The 22,941-nt window shown below is 63.2% G+C and carries 14 protein-coding genes, 2 tRNA genes and 3 rRNA genes; 13 read left to right on the top strand and 6 right to left on the bottom strand.

The genetic code is table 11. The annotated features are described in order from the left end of the window. The first annotated feature begins 1,442 nt into the window (after positions 1-1,442). From BLV92_RS27515 to rrf, 5 genes are all read left to right on the top strand, one after another. Positions 1,443-2,973, top strand: a 16S ribosomal RNA gene (locus tag BLV92_RS27515). A gap of 70 nt (positions 2,974-3,043) precedes the next feature. Continuing rightward, a tRNA-Ile gene (locus BLV92_RS27510) sits at positions 3,044-3,120 on the top strand. Between the two features lie 53 nt (positions 3,121-3,173). Beyond that, a tRNA-Ala gene (locus BLV92_RS27505) sits at positions 3,174-3,249 on the top strand. A gap of 278 nt (positions 3,250-3,527) precedes the next feature. After that, a 23S ribosomal RNA gene (locus BLV92_RS27500) occupies positions 3,528-6,407 on the top strand. 174 nt (positions 6,408-6,581) lie between these two features. Then, a 5S ribosomal RNA gene (rrf, locus tag BLV92_RS27495) occupies positions 6,582-6,695 on the top strand. Together the 16S, 23S and 5S rRNA genes with 2 tRNA genes alongside form the textbook arrangement of a ribosomal RNA operon. A gap of 130 nt (positions 6,696-6,825) precedes the next feature. Here rrf and BLV92_RS27490 read toward each other — a convergent pair. The 5 genes from BLV92_RS27490 to BLV92_RS27470 form a co-directional block, all read right to left on the bottom strand. After that, positions 6,826-8,181 (bottom strand): sensor histidine kinase, encoded by a 1,356-nt coding sequence (locus BLV92_RS27490; RefSeq protein WP_090551749.1) that lies wholly within the window; start codon positions 8,179-8,181, stop codon positions 6,826-6,828. Positions 8,182-8,244: 63 nt separating this feature from the next. Next, on the bottom strand, positions 8,245-9,009 hold the full coding sequence (locus BLV92_RS27485; protein ID WP_090551747.1) for a response regulator transcription factor: 765 nt from the start codon (positions 9,007-9,009) through the stop codon (positions 8,245-8,247). A 65-nt stretch (positions 9,010-9,074) separates the two neighbouring features. After that, on the bottom strand, positions 9,075-9,773 hold the full coding sequence (locus BLV92_RS27480) for a response regulator transcription factor (RefSeq protein WP_090551744.1): 699 nt from the start codon (positions 9,771-9,773) through the stop codon (positions 9,075-9,077). Positions 9,774-9,783: 10 nt separating this feature from the next. Next, positions 9,784-10,593 carry a MipA/OmpV family protein gene (locus BLV92_RS27475; RefSeq protein WP_244283959.1) on the bottom strand — a complete coding sequence of 270 codons (810 nt, stop codon included), beginning with the start codon at positions 10,591-10,593 and terminating at the stop codon, positions 9,784-9,786. A gap of 122 nt (positions 10,594-10,715) precedes the next feature. Further along, positions 10,716-12,431, bottom strand: a complete 1,716-nt coding sequence (locus tag BLV92_RS27470) for a methyl-accepting chemotaxis protein (protein WP_090551743.1) — start codon at positions 12,429-12,431, stop codon at positions 10,716-10,718. A 695-nt stretch (positions 12,432-13,126) separates the two neighbouring features. Between BLV92_RS27470 and BLV92_RS27455 the strand changes: the two genes are divergently transcribed. The 8 genes from BLV92_RS27455 to BLV92_RS27420 all read left to right on the top strand — a co-directional run bounded on the left by BLV92_RS27455 (position 13,127) and on the right by BLV92_RS27420 (position 21,876). Beyond that, positions 13,127-14,134, top strand: a complete 1,008-nt coding sequence (locus BLV92_RS27455) for an amidase family protein (protein ID WP_090551738.1) — start codon at positions 13,127-13,129, stop codon at positions 14,132-14,134. A gap of 141 nt (positions 14,135-14,275) precedes the next feature. Next, positions 14,276-15,370 (top strand): porin, encoded by a 1,095-nt coding sequence (locus BLV92_RS27450; protein ID WP_090551735.1) that lies wholly within the window; start codon positions 14,276-14,278, stop codon positions 15,368-15,370. 109 nt (positions 15,371-15,479) lie between these two features. Then, positions 15,480-16,211: an iron-containing redox enzyme family protein gene (locus BLV92_RS27445; protein WP_090551733.1), complete on the top strand. Its 732-nt coding sequence runs from the start codon at positions 15,480-15,482 to the stop codon at positions 16,209-16,211. A gap of 108 nt (positions 16,212-16,319) precedes the next feature. Further along, on the top strand, positions 16,320-17,774 hold the full coding sequence (locus BLV92_RS27440; protein ID WP_090551731.1) for an aldehyde dehydrogenase family protein: 1,455 nt from the start codon (positions 16,320-16,322) through the stop codon (positions 17,772-17,774). Between the two features lie 37 nt (positions 17,775-17,811). Continuing rightward, positions 17,812-18,291, top strand: coding sequence for a GlcG/HbpS family heme-binding protein (locus BLV92_RS27435; protein WP_090551728.1), 480 nt, complete (start codon positions 17,812-17,814; stop codon positions 18,289-18,291). Between the two features lie 17 nt (positions 18,292-18,308). After that, entirely contained in the window at positions 18,309-19,328 is a 1,020-nt protein-coding gene (locus tag BLV92_RS27430) for a 2Fe-2S iron-sulfur cluster-binding protein (RefSeq protein ID WP_090553107.1), read from the top strand. A 193-nt stretch (positions 19,329-19,521) separates the two neighbouring features. Then, the gene (locus BLV92_RS27425) at positions 19,522-21,120 is read left to right on the top strand and encodes a hypothetical protein (protein ID WP_090551725.1); all 1,599 of its coding nucleotides are present in this window, start codon (positions 19,522-19,524) and stop codon (positions 21,118-21,120) included. 12 nt (positions 21,121-21,132) lie between these two features. After that, positions 21,133-21,876: a TerC family protein gene (locus BLV92_RS27420; RefSeq protein WP_090551724.1), complete on the top strand. Its 744-nt coding sequence runs from the start codon at positions 21,133-21,135 to the stop codon at positions 21,874-21,876. Positions 21,877-22,008: 132 nt separating this feature from the next. Here the strand turns inward: BLV92_RS27420 and BLV92_RS27415 are convergent, their stop codons facing one another. Then, positions 22,009-22,935, bottom strand: coding sequence for an ornithine cyclodeaminase family protein (locus tag BLV92_RS27415; protein WP_090551721.1), 927 nt, complete (start codon positions 22,933-22,935; stop codon positions 22,009-22,011). Positions 22,936-22,941 lie beyond the last annotated feature (6 nt).

Below are 22,941 nucleotides of genomic sequence, written 5' to 3'. Positions count from 1 at the left end.
CTGCTCAATTGCCTTTCGCAAGAAACACCGTGAACGATTAAATCGCTCACAACGGAAACAATCGTACTGACCGGGAGTATCAACGTCAATGCAAATGAGAACCATTCTCTAAATTGTTGCTCTAGCGCAGTCTCAATATTTCATTAGCCTTTCGTTTGAGGCGGGATTGCCAAGTTTGCGAGGGCCGGTGATCGTGGTGACGACAACAAACACCCGTATAAAAAGCGATCGATTTGAAAATCGAGGTATGCGCGAAATGCCACGAGTTCGTGAGCGCCCGCGGTGCGGCCATGTCGTCGCTTGCGGCGGTTGGTGGAAGCAGTAATAGCAGTTCCGCAGCGAATGAATCGGTCACACTCAATGGTCTGATGAAGGATGGCCCGATCCCGGCAGCCGAGATCTGCTTATATGCCGATGGGCGAAAGGCGAGCGTCGCTGATTTGAGCCGCGACGCAGGATGACGGCGCGTACACGTTGTCGATTCCAGGGGAGCTGGCTTCGGGCTTCCTGACGCTGGTGGCAACCAAAAGCGGCGGCATTGTGCTTGCTTCGACGCTGGGCACGACAGCCCAGATGCTGGCAGCGGCAAGCGATGACAAGAACATTCGCTGGGGAGCCTGCCTGGCGCCATAGTCACGCACCTCTCCACCGCCGACTTTGCGCTGGCCCAAGCTGGCTTCGGTAATCGAGCACGGCCAGGCGATGGGGAATGGTCAGCAATACGCCCAATGGATTGCCGATCCGATCCAAAGGCGGGCGACCTCGGCTTGCGAGGCTGGTTGCTGCGATCAATAACGATGTGGCCGCAGAACCGGGTCGCGCGTTTATGCAGTACCGGGTCACGCAAACCACGACGGCGTCCGGTGTTCCCCCCACAGTGAGCGCCCAGTTCACTGCTGGCCGTGCGAGCCTCTACTGACTGCGAAGCCGATGCTCCCAACACGGTCGCTACCGAGACGGACAGGATCGCGTTTGAGGCAACGCGTGGTATCGCTGTGCGGCAATACACGGGGGACAACGGTAGTCCCGTATATCGATGACGGCAGCTATAACCCGAGGACCGTGGCGTTCACGTATGTAAGGAGCACGGTCGCAGCGTCGTCGTGTACCGCTGTAAAAAATTTTTCAAAATGCCCTTGACGGGTCCCGGGGGCATCTTCATAATTCGCCTCCTCCTCTGATTGAGGGCGCGACGAAAGAGACGCAAGTCGCGAATGTTCTTTAAAAATTTACAGCCGATAAGTGTGGGCGCTCGATGCGGACTGCGCGACATCTTCTCCTTCGGGAGGGGGTGCAGCAAAAGTATCAGCAGCAAGGCGCTCGCACGAAAGTAAAGGTGGGTTTCACGTCCGTTGAGAAACGGGGGTGGAATCTGTCAGCACTTTGAGTGAGCGACCGGCTCCGGTGAGAGATCACTGGAACCGAAAGACAGTAACAGGTTTGAACTGAAGAGTTTGATCCTGGCTCAGATTGAACGCTGGCGGCATGCCTTACACATGCAAGTCGAACGGCAGCGCGGGGGCAACCCTGGCGGCGAGTGGCGAACGGGTGAGTAATACATCGGAACGTGTCCATTAGTGGGGGATAGCCCGGCGAAAGCCGGATTAATACCGCATACGATCTGTGGATGAAAGCGGGGGACCGAAAGGCCTCGCGCTAACGGGGCGGCCGATGGCGGATTAGGTAGTTGGTGGGGTAAAGGCCTACCAAGCCGACGATCCGTAGCTGGTCTGAGAGGACGACCAGCCACACTGGGACTGAGACACGGCCCAGACTCCTACGGGAGGCAGCAGTGGGGAATTTTGGACAATGGGGGCAACCCTGATCCAGCAATGCCGCGTGTGTGAAGAAGGCCTTCGGGTTGTAAAGCACTTTTGTCCGGAAAGAAATCATCCCTGCTAATACCGGGGGTGGATGACGGTACCGGAAGAATAAGCACCGGCTAACTACGTGCCAGCAGCCGCGGTAATACGTAGGGTGCGAGCGTTAATCGGAATTACTGGGCGTAAAGCGTGCGCAGGCGGTGATGTAAGACCGATGTGAAATCCCCGGGCTTAACCTGGGAACTGCATTGGTGACTGCATCGCTGGAGTATGGCAGAGGGGGGTGGAATTCCACGTGTAGCAGTGAAATGCGTAGAGATGTGGAGGAACACCGATGGCGAAGGCAGCCCCCTGGGCCAATACTGACGCTCATGCACGAAAGCGTGGGGAGCAAACAGGATTAGATACCCTGGTAGTCCACGCCCTAAACGATGTCAACTGGTTGTTGGGGATTCATTTCCTTAGTAACGTAGCTAACGCGTGAAGTTGACCGCCTGGGGAGTACGGTCGCAAGATTAAAACTCAAAGGAATTGACGGGGACCCGCACAAGCGGTGGATGATGTGGATTAATTCGATGCAACGCGAAAAACCTTACCTACCCTTGACATGTACGGAACCCTGGTGAGAGCCGGGGGTGCCCGAAAGGGAGCCGTAACACAGGTGCTGCATGGCTGTCGTCAGCTCGTGTCGTGAGATGTTGGGTTAAGTCCCGCAACGAGCGCAACCCTTGTCCCTAGTTGCTACGCAAGAGCACTCCAGGGAGACTGCCGGTGACAAACCGGAGGAAGGTGGGGATGACGTCAAGTCCTCATGGCCCTTATGGGTAGGGCTTCACACGTCATACAATGGTCGGAACAGAGGGTCGCCAACCCGCGAGGGGGAGCCAATCCCAGAAAACCGATCGTAGTCCGGATCGCAGTCTGCAACTCGACTGCGTGAAGCTGGAATCGCTAGTAATCGCGGATCAGCATGCCGCGGTGAATACGTTCCCGGGTCTTGTACACACCGCCCGTCACACCATGGGAGTGGGTTTTGCCAGAAGTGGCTAGTCTAACCGCAAGGAGGACGGTCACCACGGCAGGATTCATGACTGGGGTGAAGTCGTAACAAGGTAGCCGTATCGGAAGGTGCGGCTGGATCACCTCCTTTCCAGAGCTATGCGCGGTTCACGTGTCAGAGCGCTCACACTTGTCGGCTGTAGAGAGAAGGACAGACCCGGGGGTCTGTAGCTCAGTCGGTTAGAGCACCGTCTTGATAAGGCGGGGGTCGCTGGTTCGAATCCAGCCAGACCCACCATCCTGGTCCGGAGGGTGCGAGCCACAGTCTCCCGCGTGTGTACGCAAGACACGGGGGGCATAGCTCAGCTGGGAGAGCACCTGCTTTGCAAGCAGGGGGTCGTCGGTTCGATCCCGTCTGCCTCCACCAAGGTCTGTCCATCAGTCATCAGTGCACAGTGTCCTGTTCAGGGCATTGCGCATTGGCGACTGAGCCAGTCAGCTGATTATCGGCTGTCGTTCTTTAACAATCAGGAAGAAGTAGTAAAGAGATTCATCGAAAGCACTTAGAGATGGGTGTGAGTAGAGAATCAGGGTTGTGATTGTATCGATGTATCTCAAGGCCGTCGCAAGACGGATTGGAATACGGCACAACGCTAAAACTCAACCTGTAGCGGAGCGGCTTCGAAAGAGGCCCACCCGTTATAGGGTCAAGCGAACAAGTGCATGTGGTGGATGCCTTGGCGATCACAGGCGATGAAGGACGCGGTAGCCTGCGAAAAGCTCCGGGGAGCTGGCAAACAAGCTTTGATCCGGAGATGTCCGAATGGGGAAACCCACTCCGAATGGAGTATCCATGGCTGAATACATAGGCCATGTGAAGCGAACGCGGCGAACTGAAACATCTAAGTAGCCGCAGGAACAGAAATCAACCGAGATTCCCAGAGTAGTGGCGAGCGAAATGGGATCAGCCTGCATTCTTTATCTGTACCGTTAGTCGAACGCTCTGGAAAGTGCGGCCATAGCAGGTGATAGCCCTGTAGACGAAAACGGCATGGAAGAACTAGGTATGCGACAAGTAGGGCGGGACACGTGAAATCCTGTCTGAAGATGGGGGGACCATCCTCCAAGGCTAAATACTCGTGATCGACCGATAGTGAACCAGTACCGTGAGGGAAAGGCGAAAAGAACCCCGGGAGGGGAGTGAAACAGATCCTGAAACCGCATGCATACAAACAGTCGGAGCCTCGCAAGGGGTGACGGCGTACCTTTTGTATAATGGGTCAGCGACTTACATTCAGTGGCGAGCTTAACCGTATAGGGCAGGCGTAGCGAAAGCGAGTCCGAACAGGGCGTCCAGTCGCTGGGTGTAGACCCGAAACCAGGTGATCTATCCATGGCCAGGCTGAAGGCACGGTAACACGTGCTGGAGGGCCGAACCCACTAACGTTGAAAAGTTAGGGGATGAGCTGTGGATAGGGGTGAAAGGCTAAACAAACCTGGAAATAGCTGGTTCTCTCCGAAAACTATTTAGGTAGTGCCTCGTGTATCACCTTCGGGGGTAGAGCACTGTCATGGTTGAAGGGTCCATTGCGGATTACTTCGCCATAGCAAACTCCGAATACCGAAGAGTGCAATCACGGGAGACAGACATCGGGTGCTAACGTCCGGTGTCAAGAGGGAAACAACCCAGACCGCCAGCTAAGGTCCCTAAAATTGGCTAAGTGGGAAACGAAGTGGGAAGGCAAAAACAGTCAGGAGGTTGGCTTAGAAGCAGCCACCCTTTAAAGAAAGCGTAATAGCTCACTGATCGAGTCGTCCTGCGCGGAAGATGTAACGGGGCTAAGCCAGTTACCGAAGCTGCGGATGCGTGCTTGCACGCATGGTAGGAGAGCGTTCCGTAAGCCTGCGAAGGTGCACTGGAAAGTGTGCTGGAGGTATCGGAAGTGCGAATGCTGACATGAGTAGCGATAAAGGGGGTGAAAGGCCCCCTCGCCGTAAGCCCAAGGTTTCCTACGCAACGTTCATCGGCGTAGGGTGAGTCGGCCCCTAAGGCGAGGCAGAAATGCGTAGCTGATGGGAAGCAGATTAATATTTCTGCACCATTGTGAAATGCGATGGGGGGACGGATCGCGGAAGGTTGTCCGGGTGTTGGAAGTCCCGGTCGCTGCATTGGAGAAGGTACCCTGGCAAATCCGGGTACGGAATTCAAGGGTGTGGCGCGAGCTCCTTCGGGAGCGAAGCAATCGGAAGGGGTTCCAGGAAAAGCCTCTAAGCTTCAGTTTCACAGTGACCGTACCGCAAACCGACACAGGTGGGCGAGATGAGTATTCTAAGGCGCTTGAGAGAACTCGGGAGAAGGAACTCGGCAAATTGGTACCGTAACTTCGGGATAAGGTACGCCCCTGTAGCTTGAGCGGCTCGCGCCGTGAGGGTGAAGGGGTTGCAATAAACTGGTGGCTGCGACTGTTTAATAAAAACACAGCACTCTGCAAACACGAAAGTGGACGTATAGGGTGTGACGCCTGCCCGGTGCCGGAAGATTAAATGATGGGGTGCAAGCTCTTGATTGAAGTCCCGGTAAACGGCGGCCGTAACTATAACGGTCCTAAGGTAGCGAAATTCCTTGTCGGGTAAGTTCCGACCTGCACGAATGGCGTAACGATGGCCACACTGTCTCCTCCCGAGACTCAGCGAAGTTGAAGTGTTTGTGATGATGCAATCTCCCCGCGGCTAGACGGAAAGACCCCATGAACCTTTACTGCAGCTTTGCATTGGACTTTGAACCGGTTTGTGTAGGATAGGTGGGAGGCTGTGAAGCGGCAACGCCAGTTGTCGTGGAGCCGTCCTTGAAATACCACCCTGATCTGTTTGAGGTTCTAACCTTGGTCCGTTATCCGGATCGGGGACAGTGCATGGCAGGCAGTTTGACTGGGGCGGTCTCCTCCCAAAGGGTAACGGAGGAGTACGAAGGTACGCTAGGTACGGTCGGAAATCGTGCTGATAGTGCAATGGCATAAGCGTGCTTGACTGCGAGACTGACAAGTCGAGCAGGTGCGAAAGCAGGTCATAGTGATCCGGTGGTTCTGTATGGAAGGGCCATCGCTCAACGGATAAAAGGTACTCTGGGGATAACAGGCTGATACCGCCCAAGAGTTCATATCGACGGCGGTGTTTGGCACCTCGATGTCGGCTCATCTCATCCTGGGGCTGTAGCCGGTCCCAAGGGTATGGCTGTTCGCCATTTAAAGAGGTACGTGAGCTGGGTTTAAAACGTCGTGAGACAGTTTGGTCCCTATCTGCCGTGGGCGCTGGAAGTTTGAGGGGGCCTGCTCCTAGTACGAGAGGACCGGAGTGGACGAACCTCTGGTGTACCGGTTGTCACGCCAGTGGCATCGCCGGGTAGCTATGTTCGGAAGAGATAACCGCTGAAAGCATCTAAGCGGGAAACTCGCCTCAAGATGAGACTTCCCCGGGGCTTCGAGCCCCTTGAAGGGTCGTTCAAGACCAGGACGTTGATAGGTCAGGTGTGGAAGCGCAGTAATGCGTTAAGCTAACTGATACTAATTGCCCGTAAGGCTTGATCCTATAACAGGTGTGTCGGTCATGGCCGGTGCCTCAGCACCCGGCCGGACCCATCCCCCAGCGGGATGCGCCGCAAGTTGAGAACGTGTTGTGCAGAACATCACAACCCCCACTCTTTACGCTTCTTCCAGATTGGCTGTGGCGCGACCCCAAACCGCGACGCAGCAACCCGTCATGCCTGATGACCATAGCGAGTCGGTCCCACCCCTTCCCATCCCGAACAGGACCGTGAAACGACTCCACGCCGATGATAGTGCGGATTGCCCGTGTGAAAGTAGGTAATCGTCAGGCTCCTCATGCTGTCCCCGATACCCCGGCCTCTCCATCCAACGGAGGGTCGGGGTTCGGCGTTTACGGCACTAAAAAAACTATAATGCTCCGGCACCATCGGCATCCCTGATCGGCAGATTCGCCAACGGTCCTACAGCCACACGGTAAAGCGCGTTCCGATGGCCTGACTGTTCACCGTCAACTGCCAATCGTGCGTCAACGCAATTTCCTTGCATATCGCCAGTCCCAGCCCGGCACCGTCGTGCCGCGCACCGGGCGCGCGCCAGAATCGCTTGAACAGAAATGGCAGATGGTCGTTGTGAATGCCCGGCCCCTCGTCGCAAATCTCGATGGATGCCGCGTCGATCGCAAGCGACACCACGCCATCGGCAGGCGATACGTTGATCGCGTTTTCCACGATGTTCTTGAGCAGAATGAACAACGCGCTTTTGTCCGCCCAGATCGACGACGGCGCGCCGCGTTCGTGGACATGCAGCTTCACCTGCTTGGCGTCGGCCTTGCGCGCCAGATAGACGACGACGTCCTGCGCAACGTCGACACCGCTGACTTCCCCGAAGTTGAAGTTCTGTGCCTCGCTGACTTCGGCCAGATGCAGCAGTTGCCGCACCTGCCGCGACATCAGGTCGATTTCGCGGAACAGTAGGTCTTTTTGCCCGATTTCCGGCTGCAATTCGATCTGGCCGCGGATCAATGTTAGCGGCGTCTGAAGCTCGTGCGCGGCCGCCGCGAGGAATTGCTGCTGAACCGTAAAACCGTTCTCCAGCCGTCCGAGCGCCTCGTTGAAAGCGTTGATCAACGGCTTGATTTCGCGCGGGACGCCGACGGTAGAAAGCCGCGTTTTCAGATGGCGTGGCGTAATAAGCGCGGCCGCGTCGGACGCGTCCCGCAACGGCTTGAGTATCCGGCGAATCGAGAACTGCAGCACCACCGCGAAGATAATGGCCGCCAGCAGGAAGATGATCCGGACAATGGCCGGGATCGGCTTGATCTTCAGGCTGACGAGGGCTTCGACGAAACGCGAACTCGTCGCGGTCTGTGCATAAAACACCGACTGTCCCCGCGAGATGCGCCGCGTCGCGACGGAAAACTGCTGTCCGTCGATATCCACGTGAGCGATCCTGCCGACGGACGCGGCAAGACCATCCGCCAGCCACGGGCCGTTTTTCTTCGCTCCGGTCGAATCCAGCAGCACGCGCCCCTGTTCGTCCAGCACGCGATACTTGAGTTCGGTGGGCGCCACGTTGAACAGCCACGCGTCGCGCTCCGACAGCTTGACCGATACGGGCAGACCCGCGTCGTCGAAGACGATGCCGCTCACCACGCTATCGATGTTCTGGGTCTGCTCGCGCCGGCCGAGCGTCTGCTCCGGATAATGGCCGAGCACGTAGACGACCAGCGCAAACAGTACGGTCAGGCTGATCGCAAGTGCGACGACCGTCGTCGTCCATAAACGGGCCGACAGACCTTGAGTCCAGTGCTTGAGCATCACGCCCCATCCCCTGCGAGATATGAAATGCCATGATCGGATCGCGAGCCGTCAAAAAACGATTCACCTCGCGCTTTCCGCAAGCAACGTGGATCGATTGACCTGTCGGGCCGGATGCGTGTTCCTGTCGCCGGCGTCCGGACGGAAAACGTAACCCCGTGCGCGTATCGTCCGGATCAGCTCAGGCGCGGACGTCCGCGTATCGATCAGCTCGCGCAGCCGATGCACATAGAGACTCACCACCGCGGTCCGGCGCGGAGCGTCGGGCCACATGCGCCGGGCGATTTCCGCCCGTGACAGCACCTGACCCGGTGCGCTGGTGAACAGATTGAGCATCGCGTATTCGTTCTCCGATAGCGGCACGGCCTTGCCGTCGAACGTCAGGGTACGCGAAGCATAATCCAGTTCGAACCCGTCGAAGCGGAACGGCGGTCTGGATGAAGGATCACGATATTGCACCGGCCGGATGCGACTCAGCACGCGCTTCGTTCTCAGCAGCACTTCCGTCGCGTTGAACGGTTTGGAGACGAAATCGTCCGCCCCGCATTCCAGCGCCACGATGCGTTCTATCACGTCGTCCCCTTCGCCAAGCATCACGACCGGCAGCCAGTCTCCACGGTGCCGCAGTGTCTTGAGCACGTCGAGCCCGCTGCCGAACGCTCCGCTGCTCGACATGATGACGAGCGCCGGGCGTTCTTCTTCGAGGCGCTTCGGCACCCGGTTCGGCTCGTACAGCACGGCGACGTCGAAACCGCCCGCCTGCAGGGCGGTGCGCAGCGTATCGCGGCAGGCGGCGTCGCTGTCGACCACGAGGATCATCTGCTTCATACGTCCGGATTCCTCTGTTGCCGTCGCGGGTCGGGGGGCGTGGGCGAATCGTGACGGCTTCCAGGCTACTGCGAAGGCTCGCCGCCTGACGCCGACATTTCCACGGCGAAACCCGCGCCGCGATGATTCACCAGCCGTGCGTTCGCGTCGATCGCAGCCAGCTTCTTGCGCAACCGGTGCAGGGTGACTTCCAGCGCATTCGGCGTGACCGCTTCGCCGAAACCCCATGCCGCGTGTTCCAGCGCGCCATGCCGGACCGTGCGGCCGGACGCTTCGAAGAGGCACAGCATGATCTGCAGTTCCGCCGGCGCAAGCAGCACCGACCGCGCGCCGCAGCGCATCTCGCGCGTGCCGGGATCGATCGTCAGACCTGCGAACGATGCAACCAGCGCCGTCAACGCCATCGGCCGGCGCATCAGCGTGCGCACCCGCGCCACGAGTTCGCTCATCGCGAACGGCTTCGTCACGTAGTCGTCCGCGCCGCTTTCGAGGCCGTCCACGCGATCGTGCAGCGCATCGCGGGCCGTCAGCATCAGGCACGGCGTCGTCTGCCCGGCCGCGCGCAGCGTACGCAGGAAGGCCAGCCCGTCGCCGTCCGGCAAGCCGCGATCGACGATCAGGACGGCATAGTCGGCCTGGCTCACGCCATAGGTCGCCTCGGACACGCTGCGAAACAGATCGGCTTCGATTCCCACGCCCGCAAGCGCGCGGCGCACCATGTCGGCCAGGCGTTCGTGATCCTCTACGATTGCAACGCGCGACATGGCGCCGTCCTTATTTGAACTGGTAGTTGTAGCCGATCCTGACTTCCGGCGTGAACCGCTTGCCGACGAGCGGACTATCCGTGATGCCGCCACCCAGACGCGTGACGCCGACGTCCAGTTGAACGCGCTGATGTTGCGTCAACCGGTAGCCGATGCGCGTACCCAGCGACGTATTCCAGCTCGCCGTGCCGCTATATGCCTGACGTCCGGGCCGCGCGTCATAGGAAGGCACGCCGTAGTAGTAGTCGACGTATTTGCTGCTGAACCAGTCAGCACCGACGTGCGGCGTGAGCGAAAAGTTCCCGAAGTCGAACGACTTGCTGTAGTCGATGCTGGCCTGCTGCCCCTTGTTTCCGCTCACCAGGTAATCGGCGGAAAGCGTCCCGAACGCGGTGCGCCATGCCAATGCCGGCCCATACCAGAACGCGCCGTTCCGATCCTGCATGCCGTTCAGGATAGGCGCATCGGACCCGCTGTAGCCGTCGCCGAGCGAATATTTCCCGCGCAGCGCGATGCTTACGCCGTCCCAGCTACCGATCTTCACGTCGACCGTGGTGCCGAGCAGACGCACCCATTTGTTGTCGAAGTACACCAGCGGAAACGGCTGGACCTTCGTGCCATAACCTTGGTATGGCGACTCCTTCACGCCCACGCCGGCGCCCAGGCCCCAGTGGGTCACATTGGTTGCATTGCTCAGGATCGTGAGGCCCGGGTTTTCCGCATCGGCCGCTTCGCCGGCCCACGCTACTCCGGACGACAACACCGTCGATGCGACGACGGTCATGAATATCGGGCGAACGAACAGAGGCTTTTTTTTCACGGCCGCTTCCACTAGTCGGTAGACAGAATGGAAGCGACTCTATGGGCGTTCGACTTACTCGTTACTTACCGGCCAAAAAGGGCGCCGTGCGCACGGCGGGTTTCGACAGGTCTGCTACCTGATTAAAACGTCGCCCATTCAGATGCAGCGCCGACGCTTTCCGAAGAGGCGACCGTGGCCCGCGCCGCCGAGCTGGGTGCCGCGCGGCTGAGGATAGCGGGATGCGGTTTTGCAGGCTGCTTTATCGGGCCGCCAACAGTGGTCCGATCCACAGCGACAGGCGACGACGCACTGCGCGACCCCGCATCGTCCACCTTGAAGATCGCCACCGCGTCCTGCAGCGCCCTGGCCTGTTCCGCCATCGACTGCGCCGCGGCCGACGCCTCTTCGACCAGCGCCGCGTTCTGCTGGGTCACCTGGTCCATCTGGCCGACCGCCTGATTGACCTGCTCGATGCCGGTGCGCTGTTCGTGCGACGCCGACGAGATTTCACCCATGATGTCCGTGACGCGGCGCACGGCCTGCATGACTTCGTCGATCGTGCTGCCCGCCCCTTCGGCAAGCGTCGTGCCGCTCTTGACCCGTTCGACGGATTCGCCGATCAGTTCCTTGATCTCTCGTGCCGCCGTCGCGCTGCGCTGGGCGAGCATGCGCACTTCGCTGGCCACGACCGCGAAGCCGCGGCCCTGTTCGCCCGCCCGCGCCGCTTCGACCGCGGCGTTCAGCGCGAGGATATTGGTCTGGAACGCGATGCCTTCGATGACGTTCGTGATTTCGGCCACTTTCGCCGAGCTGTCGGAAATGCCGTGCATCGTCTCGGAGACCCGCGTGACCGCCGCGCCGCCGCGCTGCGCCACGTCCGACGCGTTCATCGCCAGCGCGTTTGCCTGCTGCGCGTTGTCCGCGTTCTGACCTACGGTCGCCGTCAACTGCTCCATGCTCGATGCCGTTTCCTGCAGCGACGCGGCCTGTTCTTCGGTGCGCTGCGACAGATCCGTGTTGCCCGCCGCGACCTGTTGCGTCGCAGTCGAAATCGACGCGCTCGCGTGCTTGACCTCGCGCACGATGGTCGCCAGTTGCCCGATGGCGCGGTTCAGCGACTCGGCCACGGCGCCGACTTCATCGCGGCGGGTCACGGCTATCTTCACGGTCAGATCGCCTTCGGCCAGCGCGCCCGCTCCGTCGACGACCGCCTGCAACGGACGAACGATCGAACGGGTGACGACGACGCACAGGACCGTCGCGATGGCCAGCGCCAGGATCGCCAGGCCCCACAATACGGCGCGCGCCGTGCTGTAAGCCCCGGCACTCTCCTGCACGGCGGCATTCATGGCGCTTTGCTGAATAGTCTGGAAGTCGTCTATCGCCTTGAGGAGTGCGAGTTGATACGGCACCACGCGCAGCATGGTTGCCCGTGCCTCGCTGGTATCGTGCGCGGCCAGTTGAGTATAAACGGGGCGAAGCGCCGTTTGATAGGCTTCGCGTACCCGCATCAGGCTATCGAATGCGGTTCGCTCGCCGGCCGAACTGAGCCGGTTTTCGATATCGTTGAGACGGGTCGAGTTCTGCTTGACGCTGTCCTGGAGTTTGTTGAAGTTGGCTTGCTGGACTTCCGGGCTGGGTTCGTCGAGCGTGCGGTATATCAGCAACGCGGTGAGATACGCGCCTTCCTTGATCTGATTCACCTCCGTCTGCTTCGCGAGCCGGTCGTTGACGATGACCTGGGTGTCCTGATTCATGCGCGACATCTGGATGCTGATCGTCACGCAGATCGCCAGCAACAAAACGAGCACCGCGCCAAATGTGGCGGCAAGCCGCCCTCCAATCTTCATTGTCATGCTGAAGCCTCACCGATAGGGTTTGCATGCGTCTAGTTGCGATACGGTCGATCACTGCGGTACGTCGTTTTTTGCCTCGGGGCCGATGCGTACGGGCGAACGCATGACGGCCGCGATTATTCCATCGCGACAGTGAACAGTTTTTGAATATCGCGTGCGGTGAGCGTGAACGAACGGTCGTTATCGATTTCACGGCTTATTGCGGACGTGCGCACGAAGAGCTTCAGATCAGGTCCGACGAGCGGATTCGCGGCGGCAATCGAAGGCCTGTTCGCCCCCGCGTTTTCGACAAGCTCGGTCCGGCGCAGTCTCACGACAGCGCAAGGGTGCGATCACGCGCGTTGCCCACGCCGTTTCGCCATGTAGCGCCCCGGTGACGTGCCGGGCGCCTTGCGGAACATCGTCACGAAACTGCCGGCACTTTCGTAGCCCAAACCATCCGAGACCTGCAGGACCGAAGACCCGGCGCTCAGCCACCTCACCGCCCGCATCAGATGAAGCGGTTGACGCCGCCGGCCGAAGCTCGTGTCTGGCCTATGTCCACGATCCCATGAACGGTTACCCTTCGCAGGCGATTCCCGTTCGCGAGGGGCGGGGCAACGAGTTCCCCCTACGGGACTCCGATTTCTCCCCAGCTTGACAGCGGAAATTTGTCCAACGACGGTATACAGAATACTTAACTGAGCCGTCATCCGATGTTTTCCGACCCCGCAGTCCATCGCCATACCCCGCTCTGGCAAGCCGCCGACGCATTGCGTCGAGGCGACGTCGACTCCGGCACGCTCGTCGCCGAATGCGAAGCCGCGTTTAATGAAGACAACGCCGCCGTCAACGCCGTCGTCGTGTCCGACTTCGAACGGGCGCGAGCCGTGGCCCGCGAGCGCGACGCCGAGCGGCGCGCCGGCCGGGTGCGCGGCCCGCTGCACGGGATTCCGTTCACGATCAAGGAGTCGTTCGACGTCGAAGGCTGGCCGACGACCGTTGGAGACCCCGCCTGTCGCGACAACTATCCGCCGCGCCACGCGGACGTCGTCCAGCGTCTGCTCGATGCCGGCGCGGTGCTGCTCGGCAAGACCAACGTGCCGATCTGGCTGCGCGACTGGCAGAGCTACAACGACATCTACGGCACCACGCGCAATCCGCGCGACCTCGCCCGCACGCCGGGCGGCTCGTCCGGCGGCAGCGCGGCGGCGGTCTGCTCCGGGATGTCGTTCTTCGACGTCGGCTCGGACATCGGTTCGTCGATCCGCAATCCCGCCCACTATTGCGGGATCTTTTCGCACAAGAGCACGCACGGCATCGTGTCGCTGCGGGGACACGGCCTGCCCGGCGGTGTCGCCGTGCCGGACATCAACGTCGCCGGCCCGCTCGCGCGTTCGGCGCGCGATCTCGAATGCGTCCTCGGCGCGATCGTTGCCCCGCCCGGCGACGCCGCCGCCGCGCTGCGTCTGGAACTGCCGCATTGCGACGCGACGAGCCTGCGCCACATCCGGTTCGGCGTCCTGGCGAACCATCCGGTTGCCGAAGTCGACGGCGAAGTCGAGCGCTGCATCGTCGAGCTGGGACGCTCGCTCGAAAAAGCCGGCGCGCGCGTGACGTGGAACGCGCGTCCGGCGCTCGACGCCGCGCAGGAGGCCGTGCGCGCCGGATTTTGCCGTCATTTCCCGCGCGCCGCGCCGCGCACCGAGCCCCACCCAGGATGAACCCGCACGACGCTGAAAAAAGCTGTTCAGTATTTTTGTATACAGCATACTTAATTTCAGGCGGCGCATTCACGCAGCCGCCGCCGACCGGTTCCATCGCATCCGATTGACCGATTCCCCATGAGAAAAAAGGACCCTTCGATGAAAAAGACGCTTTGGAGTGCAGCAGGGCTGGCCTGTGTTTCGATCACCGCGCATGCGCAGAGCAGCGTGACGTTGTACGGATTGATCGACGCGTCGATCCAGTACACGAGCAATCAGGGCGGCGGCCGCACGTGGGCGATGGCCAGCGGCACGACGCGCGGCAGCCGGTTCGGCCTGCTGGGCTCGGAAGACCTCGGCGGCGGTTCGCGGGCGATCTTCCGCCTCGAAAACGGCTTCGACGTCACCGACGGCTCGCTCGGCCAGGGCGGCCTGATGTTCGGCCGGCAGGCGTACGTGGGGCTGGAAAACGACCGCTACGGCAAGATCACGCTCGGGCGCCAGTACGAGTCGATGGTCGATTACATCGCGCAACTGACCGCCGCCGACTGGTCCGTGTACATGGAGCATCCGGGCGACATGGACCTGACCAACCGCGGCGTGCGGGTCGACAACTCGGTCCGTTACGCCAACAGCTACGGCGGCTTCACCGGCAGCGCGCTGTACAGCTTCGGCGGCCAGCCGGGCAGCTTCGGCCGCGACAGCATGTGGAGCCTCGGCGGCAGCTATGCGGACGGTCCGCTGTACGTCGGTTTCGGGATGACCTACGCGCGCCAGCCGGGCGACCGCACCCAGGGCACGTTCTGGAAGGCGACGAATTCGGCGGTCGGCAGCTATGCGCTGGCCGCCCACTCGTTCCTGACCGTCGGCGGCGGCGCGTCGTACACGTTCGGCCCGGCGAAGCTCAGCGCGGACATCACCAGCGCGCAGTACAAGGACGGCTTCGAAGGGCAGGACGTCCACTTCATGAACTACGAGGTCAACGGCGTGTACTTCTTCACGCCGGCGCTGTCGGCCGGGCTCGGCGTCACCTACACCGACGGCCAGGTCGACGCGACGAACGCCGATCCGCGTTATCTGCAATACAACGCGATGCTGACCTACTCGCTGTCCAAGCGCACCCAGGTCTACGCGTTCGGGACGTTCCAGCGCGCGCTGCGCGACGCGCCGTTCGCGCAGGTCACGCAGTTCATCTCCGCGTCGAGCGGCCAGAAGCAGGGCGCCCTCGGCATCGGGCTGCGCCAGAGCTTCTGACCCACACGGATTTTTCCGGGTTGGCATCGTCAGAATTAATGTATACAGTGTACCGAATCTCGCATCGAACCAGTCGATGCGGGTTTCACCCCCACCGAAGGAGCTGGAAATGGCAGAACTGATGAGCCGCGACGCGTTCCGCGCGGCGCTCGAAGAAGCAATCAAGGGCAAGAGCGCGAACAAGGCGCCGTTCAGCGTCGCATGGGCGACCGGCAAGCTGAGCCGCGCGCATCTCGCGCGCTGGGCCGAGAACCACTATCACTACGTCGGCCCGTTCGCGGACTACCTCGGTTATCTGTACGCGCGCACGCCGGACCACATGACCGAGGCGAAGGACTTCCTGCTCGCGAACATGTACGAGGAGGAGATCGGCGGCGACCGCCACACGGACCTGCTGATCCGTTTTGCCGAAGCGTGCGGCACGACGCGCGAACGCGTGATCGATCCGGACAACATGTCCCCGACCACGCGCGGCCTGCAAGGCTGGTGTTATTCGGTCGCGATGCGCGAGGACCCGGTGGTCGCGGTGGCCGCGCTCGTGGTCGGCCTCGAATCGCAGGTGCCGTCGATCTACCGCAAGCAGACGCCGACGCTGCGCGAGCTGTACAAGTTCACGGACGAGGAGGTGGAGTTCTTCGACCTGCACATCGTGTCCGACGAGATTCACGGCGAACGCGGCTACCAGATCGTGCTGGAGCACGCGAACACGCCGGAGCTTCAGCAGCGTTGCCTGAAGATCTGCGAAGTGGGCGCGCAGATGCGTCTGCTGTACACGACCGCGCTCTATTACGACTACGTCGAAAAGGAGATCCCGCTGCCGGAGCTGGGCCTCGCGGCCTGAGTCCGCGCGCCCGCGCAGCCTGATCGAGCCCGCGGGCGAACGGCGCGCATCGACGCGCGCCGGCTCGCCGGCGGGCCTGTTTTTCCCCTTTTGCAGGACGGTCTTTTCATGACTCACGTCCCTACGTACCAGAACCTCATCGACGGCGAATGGTGCGCGAGCCTCGGCGGCGCAACCTTCGACAACGTGAATCCCGCCGACACCCGCGACGTCGTCGGACGCTTCCAGGCGTCCGGCGCCGCCGACGCCGAAGCGGCCGTGCGCGCGGCGGCGGCGGCGTTCCCCGCGTGGAAGAAGCGCACGCCGTCGGCGCGCGCGAAGATCCTGCTGGACGCCGCGGCGTACCTCGAAACGCACGCCGAACAGTTCGGCGAAGAACTGACGCGCGAAGAGGGCAAGCAGAAGGCGCTCGCGAAAGACGAGTTCCTTCGCGCCGCGCAGACGCTGCGTTATTACGCGATCGAAGCGCAGTCGTTCGGCGGCGAGACTTATCCGAACGACGATCCGGACCTGACGGTGTACACGCAGCTCGAACCGCTCGGCGTCGTCACCGTGATCTCGCCGTGGAATTTCCCGGTGTCGATTCCGGCGCGCAAGATCGCGCCGGCGCTCGTCTGCGGGAACACGGTCGTGTTCAAGCCGTCGTCCGATGCGCCGCTTTCCGGGCTGCGTCTGACCGAGGCGTTCGTCGCAGCGGGCGTGCCGAAGGGCGTGCTGAACTTCGTTACCGGCAAGGCCGGCGAAGTCGGGCCGGTGATCGTCGGCGCGAAGGCGGTACGAGCGATCTCGTTCACCGGTTCGACCTCGGCCGGCGAGCAGATTCACCGCGCCGCTTCGTTGTCGACCCGCACGCAGATGGAGCTGGGCGGCAAGAATCCGCTGATCGTGCTGGACGCCGCCGACATCGATCGCGCGGTCGACCTGACGATCAAGGGCGGTTTTTCGTTGTCGGGCCAGGCGTGCACCGGCACGAGCCGCGTGCTGGTGGAACGCTCGATTCGCGCCGCGTTCGTCGAGCGGCTCGCCGTGAAAACGGCCGCGCTGCGGATCGGCAGCGGCATGACGCCCGGCACCGACATCGGGCCGCTCGCGACGGCGAACCAGTTGCGCACGGTGCTCGACTACATCGACACGGGCCGCCGCGAGGCGACGCTCGTGACCGGCGGCAACCGGCTGACTGACGGCGACTATGCGCACGGCTACTTCGTCGAGCCGGCCGTGTTCGCGGACGTGCCGCGCACCGCGCGGATCGCGCGCGAAGAGATCTTCGGCCCGGTGATCGCGGTCATCGACGTCGACGGCTACGACGACGCGATCGCCGTCGCGAACGATACGGAATACGGATTGTCGGCGGCGCTCGTCACGCGCGACCCGCGCCTGATGCACCGCTTCGCGGAAGACATCGAGGCCGGCACCGTGAAGATCAACCGCACGACCACCGGCAACCTGATCAACGCGCCGTTCGGCGGCCTCAAGCAGTCGAGCACCGCGACCTTCCGCGAATCGGGCCGCGACGGCCTCGCGTTTTATCTGCAAAGCAAGACGGTCTATCGCGGCACCTGACCTTCTTTCATCCGATCACCGATTTTTCGATTCCCTCATGAAAGCATTCTTCAAACTCGAACTCGCCGAAGCCCGCGCGATGATCGCGGCCGCCATCGCGCGCTCGACTGAAATCGGCGTGCTGGAGTCCGTCTGCGTCGTGGACGACGGCGGTTTCCCGCTCGCGCTCGAACGCATGGACGGCGGCCGCATCACCGGCCCGCAGATCGCATGGAACAAGGCGTTCACCGCGGCCGGCCACAAGCGCTCGACGCATCTGTTCACCACGCCGCCGAACGGCCCCGCGCTGCCCGGCAACGAGGCGTTCGGCATCCAGTTGAGCTTCGAGGGGCGCTTTGCGGCGTTCGTCGGCGGCTTTCCGGTCGTCGTGGACGGACACGTCGTCGGCGGCATCGGGCTGAGCGGCGGCAACGGCGAGCAGGACACGCAGGCCGCGCTCGCGGGCCTGGCCGCGCTGCGCGACCTGCTGCGCGACACCGGCCGCGAAGTGCTGGTGCAGCCCGACATCAAGCTGTGAACGAAGAGGGCGTCATCGTGAACCACCGTGTCACATGGATCGAGGCGGATTGCAGCTTCGACGCGTCGTCCGGCGAGACCGTGCTCGACGCCGCGTTGCGCGCGGGCGTGCGGCTGCCGTCCGAATGCGCGTTCGGCGGCTGCGGCACCTGCCGGGTAAAGCTGCTCGACGGCCGCGTGCAGTACGACGAGCCGCCGCTCGCGCTGTCGCCCGACGAAGCGGCGGCCGGTTACGCGCTGATGTGCCAGGCGAAGGCGCTGGCCGACCTGCGGATCAGCACCGACCGACCGCTGCCCGCGCCGGTGGCGCCTGAACGCCGGCGCGCGACCGTCGTCGCGTCCGGGCCGTTGTGCAACGACGTGCAGCGGCTCGTGCTGTCGCTCGACCGCGAAACGCCGTTCGCCTTCCGGCCCGGCCAGTATCTGAATGTGCTGCTCGGCGACGCCGGCGCGCGCAGTTTCTCGATGGCGTCGCTGCCCGGCGAGACGAGCGTCGAGTTGCACATCCGGCGCATCGACGGCGGTTATTTCACCGGCGCGCTGCTCGACGCGCTGCGGCCCGGCGATGCGCTCGACGTCGAGTTGCCGCTCGGCGGCTTCGGTTATCACGAAGAGGATTACCGCCCGATCGTGATGGCCGCGACCGGCACCGGCATCGCGCCGCTCAGAAGCATGCTCGCCGCGCTGCTGCCTTCGGGCGACTGCCCGCCGGTCGCGCTGTACTGGGGCGGGCGCACGTGCGCCGACCTGTATCTGCACGACGAATTCGTTGCGTGGTCCGCGCAGTACGCCGACTTCAGCTATACGCCGGTGCTGTCGCGGGCCGGCGACGAATGGGACGGCGCGCGCGGTTACGTCCAGCACGCGGTGGCGGCCGATCACGACGACCTGTCCGAACACGCGCTGTACCTGTGCGGCTCGCCGGACATGATCGCGGACGCGAAACGCGTGTTCGCGCGGCATGGCGCGAGCGTGCGTTACCTGTATGCGGACGGCTTCACGTTCCAGCGCGCAACGCCGCTCGAAGCCGGTCGCTGAACCGAAGTCCCCGCCGGTTGCCGGCCCGTTTCGGGCGGGCGGCCGGCGCTTCGACCTACGGGAGAAATCCCGGCCTGTTTCACCCTGAATCACCCCGAAAAAACCGCGCGGTTTTTTTTGATCGCACGCAAGTGAATATAGTATACAAGCAGCCTTTCCCGTCCCCCGACCCTCACCTGAGTAGAGGATTCCCATGCATTCCGTTGCTGCCTTGACGCCAGCGCATTTCTGCTACCTGGCCGGCGTAGTCGCGATCATCGTGACGATGATCTTTCGCGCCAACGTCGTCGTACCCGCGATCCTCGCGACTTTCGCGGTGGCCTTCGCCTTTTCCGGGAAGCTGCTGACCGGCTTTCAGGCCATCTTCATGGGAAGCCTGACCGCCGCGCACGAACTCTTCAACATCTTCCTCGTGATCGCGCTGATGACCGCGCTGCTCAACGGGCTGCGCGAGCTGGGCGCCGACGTGCGGATGGTGCAGCCGTTCAAGCGGATCATGCTGAACGGACACGTCGCGTATTTCATCCTCGCGCTGATCACGTATCTGATCTCGCTGTTCTTCTGGCCGACGCCGGCCGTGCCGCTGGTCGGCGCGATCCTGATTCCGGCCGCCGTTTATGCGGGCCTGCCGCCGCTCGGCGCGGCGGCGGCGATCGCGATCGCGGGGCAGGGAATGGCGCTGTCGTCGGACTACGTGATCAAGGTCGCGCCGGGCATCAGCGCCAAGGCGGCAGGGACCGACATGCTGTCCGTCGCGAACATGGCCTTCACGTTGTCGCTGGTGGTCGGCGCGGTGTCGCTCGCGCTCACGTGGTTCTTCGTCGTCCGCGGCAAGGTGGCGGCGCCGTCGGCCGCGAATCTCGTCGCATGGGAGGCACTGGGGGAACGGGTCGCCGAAGCGGGACAGGAAGAGCATCAGGGCAGCTTCGCGAAGGCCGAACTCGCGCGCGGCACGAGCGGCGTCGGCGATCCGCTGCCGCCCATGCAGCCGGCGCTGTCGGCGGAACCCGGCCCGTCGCTGTCGTTCTCGCCGGACGGCGCGGCCGCGCTGCCGCTCGACGCGATCGCCGTGGCGGTGGACCGCCACGAGATGTGGTCGAAGGTGTTCGCGGTCGCGACGCCGCTTGCGTTCCTCGCGGTGGTCGTCGTGATGATGAGCCCGGGGATGATCGGCTCGGGCGCGATTCGCGGCGGCGACGCGGCCGCGCTGATCGGCGGGATGGCCGCGGTGCTGATGATGCTCGCGACGCTTTCGCACGGCCGCAAGGGTTTTCTCGACCGGACCGCCGAGCACATCATCGGCGGCTTCGTGTTCGCGTTCAAGGCGATGGGCGCGGTGCTGCCGATCGCCGGGTTCTTCTTCGTCGGCGATGCGAGCACGGCGGGGCCGATCCTCGGCGTGGCGGCGGGCGCGCACGTGCCGTCGTTCCTGTTCGAACTCGTGCAGGCATGCAGCCAGTCGATTCCGCAGAGCCCGCTGTTCGTGTCGTTCGGCGTCCTGCTGATGGGGATGATCACCGGCATCGACGGCTCGGGTTTCGCCGGCTTGCCGTTGACCGGCTCGCTGTCGGGCGCGCTCGCGCCGATGGTCCACATGCCGGCCGCGACGCTGGCCGCGATCGGCCAGATGGGCGCGGTGTGGACCGGCGGCGGCACGCTGGTCGCGTGGTCTTCGCTGATCGCGGTGGCCGGTTTTGCGCGCGTGCCGGTGCTCGATGCGGTGCGGGCGCTGTTTTTGCCCGTCGTCTGCGGTCTCGTCGTGGCGACGCTCGTCGCCGTGTCGATCAGTTGAGGCGCGCCGTCGATGACGTTGGGTTTTCTCGCGCCGGAAACGGCGCAACAGACGCTGGCCGTGCTGCAGATCGTCTTCATCAACGTGCTGCTGGGCGGCGACAACGCGATTGCGATCGCGATGGCCTGCCGCTCGCTTCCCGACTCGCAGCGCCGGCTGGGCATCTGGATCGGCACGGCGCTCGGCGTCGTGCTGCGGGTCGCGATGGTCGGTGCGATCGGCTTTCTGCTCGCGATCCCGTACATGCACGTCGCGGCGGCGCTGCTGCTGGTGTGGATCGGCGTCCAGATGCTGCGCGGCGAGAACGGCGCGGACGACGATTCCGCGCAGGCCGGCGCGACCGCGCTGTGGCGCGCGGTCATGCTGATCCTGTTCGCGGACTTCGCAATGAGCCTCGACAACGGTCTCGCGACGGCGGCCGTCGCGGAAACGCTGCCGGCAAGTACGCGCATGGGCATCGTGCTCGCGGGTCTGGCCGTCGGCGCGCCGGTGATCGCGCTCGGCAGCACGATCATGCTGGCGGTGTTGCAGCGGTTTCCGTTCGTGGTGCAGGTCGGCGCGGCGCTGCTCGGCTGGATCGCCGGCGAGATGCTGCTGGCCGATCCGCACGTCGGCGACGGTCTGCGCCGGATGCTGGACATGCTCGGCGACGGCCGGATGACCGACGGCGCGACGCGCATCGCGTTGTGCGTGCTGGTGGCCGCGCTGGTGCCGCTCGCGGCGCGGATCGGCGTGCGGCGTCCGCGAGCGGGATGACGGTGGTTGGCTGCGATCGAAGTCAGGCGGCGCGTGCCGCGTTGCGCGTTGCGCGTGGCGCGAGTCTCGGTTGCAGGTTGATCCGGACGACCCGGCGCAGGCGGTGAAGCCGCGCCGGGTTTCGCCGTTGCGTTATTGCCGCGCGACGAACGCGCGATACGCGAGCGCGGCGACCGCCACGTCCTGCAAGCCGATGCCGAGCGCCTCGTAGAGCACGATATCGTCGTCGCGCCGGCGTCCCGGCGCTTTCCCTTCGAGCACCGCGCCGAGTTCGACGACGTCGTTCCAGTCGACGATTCCCGGCGCCGCGAGCAGCAGGTCGCCTGCTTCCTCTCTCGCCTGATCGGTCAGTTCGACGACGATCCGCGCTGCCCGCGCGACGGTCGTGTCGTCAAGTTCGCGCGTATGCGGCAGGCTCGATCCGATCGCGGCGATCAGCGCGCCGGGCGTCACGCGGCTGCCGTCGAACAGCGGGCCGGTGGCGCGCGTCGCGGTCACGATGACGTCCGCGCCGTCGATCGCGCCGGCCGCGTCGAACTCGCGGGCCTCCACGCCGCGCGCGCCGTAGGCCGCATTCAGTTCGTCCGCGAGCGCGGCCGCCCCCTCGATGCCGACGATGCGAAACGCTTTCAGATCCGTGAACTGCGCGAGCGCGTGCGCATGCGCGCGGCCCTGGACGCCGGTGCCGAAGATGGCCGCGGTGCGCGCGCCGGGTTTCGCGAGCGCGCGCACCGCGATCGTCGTCGTGGCCGCCGTGCGCAGACGGGTGATCGCGTTGGCGTCGAGCGTCGCGAGTAGCTGGCCGTCCGATGCACGGAACAGGATGATCGCGAAGCTGAACTGGCCGCGCAGCGTCGTGTAGACCTTCGCGCCCGCGACGTCCGCGCCCGGCAGCACCGCGCCGAGCGTCGAGAGTTTCGTCGCGCCCGCTTCCGTGCGGACGCGGCGCTGGACCGCCGCGTTGCCGCGGCCCAACTGGCGGAATGCGTCTTCGAGGACGGGAATCGCGGGGCCGAAATCGATCAGCGCGTCGATCTGCTGGTCGGTCAGATGAATCATCGGGTT

The organism is Paraburkholderia caballeronis, from assembly GCF_900104845.1.
GTDB lineage: Bacteria > Pseudomonadota > Gammaproteobacteria > Burkholderiales > Burkholderiaceae > Paraburkholderia > Paraburkholderia caballeronis.
This window is presented reverse-complemented; position numbering and strand designations above follow the sequence as displayed.

Bases quoted from the DNA above. Each gene is read 5' to 3' on its own strand.
- BLV92_RS27490 (WP_090551749.1), bottom strand. From the start codon at position 8,181: ATGCTCAAGCACTGGACTCAAGGTCTGTCGGCCCGTTTATGGACGACG.
- BLV92_RS27485 (WP_090551747.1), bottom strand. From the start codon at position 9,009: ATGAAGCAGATGATCCTCGTGGTCGACAGCGACGCCGCCTGCCGCGAT.
- BLV92_RS27480 (WP_090551744.1), bottom strand. From the start codon at position 9,773: ATGTCGCGCGTTGCAATCGTAGAGGATCACGAACGCCTGGCCGACATG.
- BLV92_RS27470 (WP_090551743.1), bottom strand. From the start codon at position 12,431: ATGACAATGAAGATTGGAGGGCGGCTTGCCGCCACATTTGGCGCGGTG.
- BLV92_RS27455 (WP_090551738.1), top strand. From the start codon at position 13,127: ATGTTTTCCGACCCCGCAGTCCATCGCCATACCCCGCTCTGGCAAGCC.
- BLV92_RS27450 (WP_090551735.1), top strand. From the start codon at position 14,276: ATGAAAAAGACGCTTTGGAGTGCAGCAGGGCTGGCCTGTGTTTCGATC.
- BLV92_RS27445 (WP_090551733.1), top strand. From the start codon at position 15,480: ATGGCAGAACTGATGAGCCGCGACGCGTTCCGCGCGGCGCTCGAAGAA.
- BLV92_RS27440 (WP_090551731.1), top strand. From the start codon at position 16,320: ATGACTCACGTCCCTACGTACCAGAACCTCATCGACGGCGAATGGTGC.
- BLV92_RS27435 (WP_090551728.1), top strand. From the start codon at position 17,812: ATGAAAGCATTCTTCAAACTCGAACTCGCCGAAGCCCGCGCGATGATC.
- BLV92_RS27425 (WP_090551725.1), top strand. From the start codon at position 19,522: ATGCATTCCGTTGCTGCCTTGACGCCAGCGCATTTCTGCTACCTGGCC.
- BLV92_RS27420 (WP_090551724.1), top strand. From the start codon at position 21,133: ATGACGTTGGGTTTTCTCGCGCCGGAAACGGCGCAACAGACGCTGGCC.
- BLV92_RS27415 (WP_090551721.1), bottom strand. From the start codon at position 22,935: ATGATTCATCTGACCGACCAGCAGATCGACGCGCTGATCGATTTCGGC.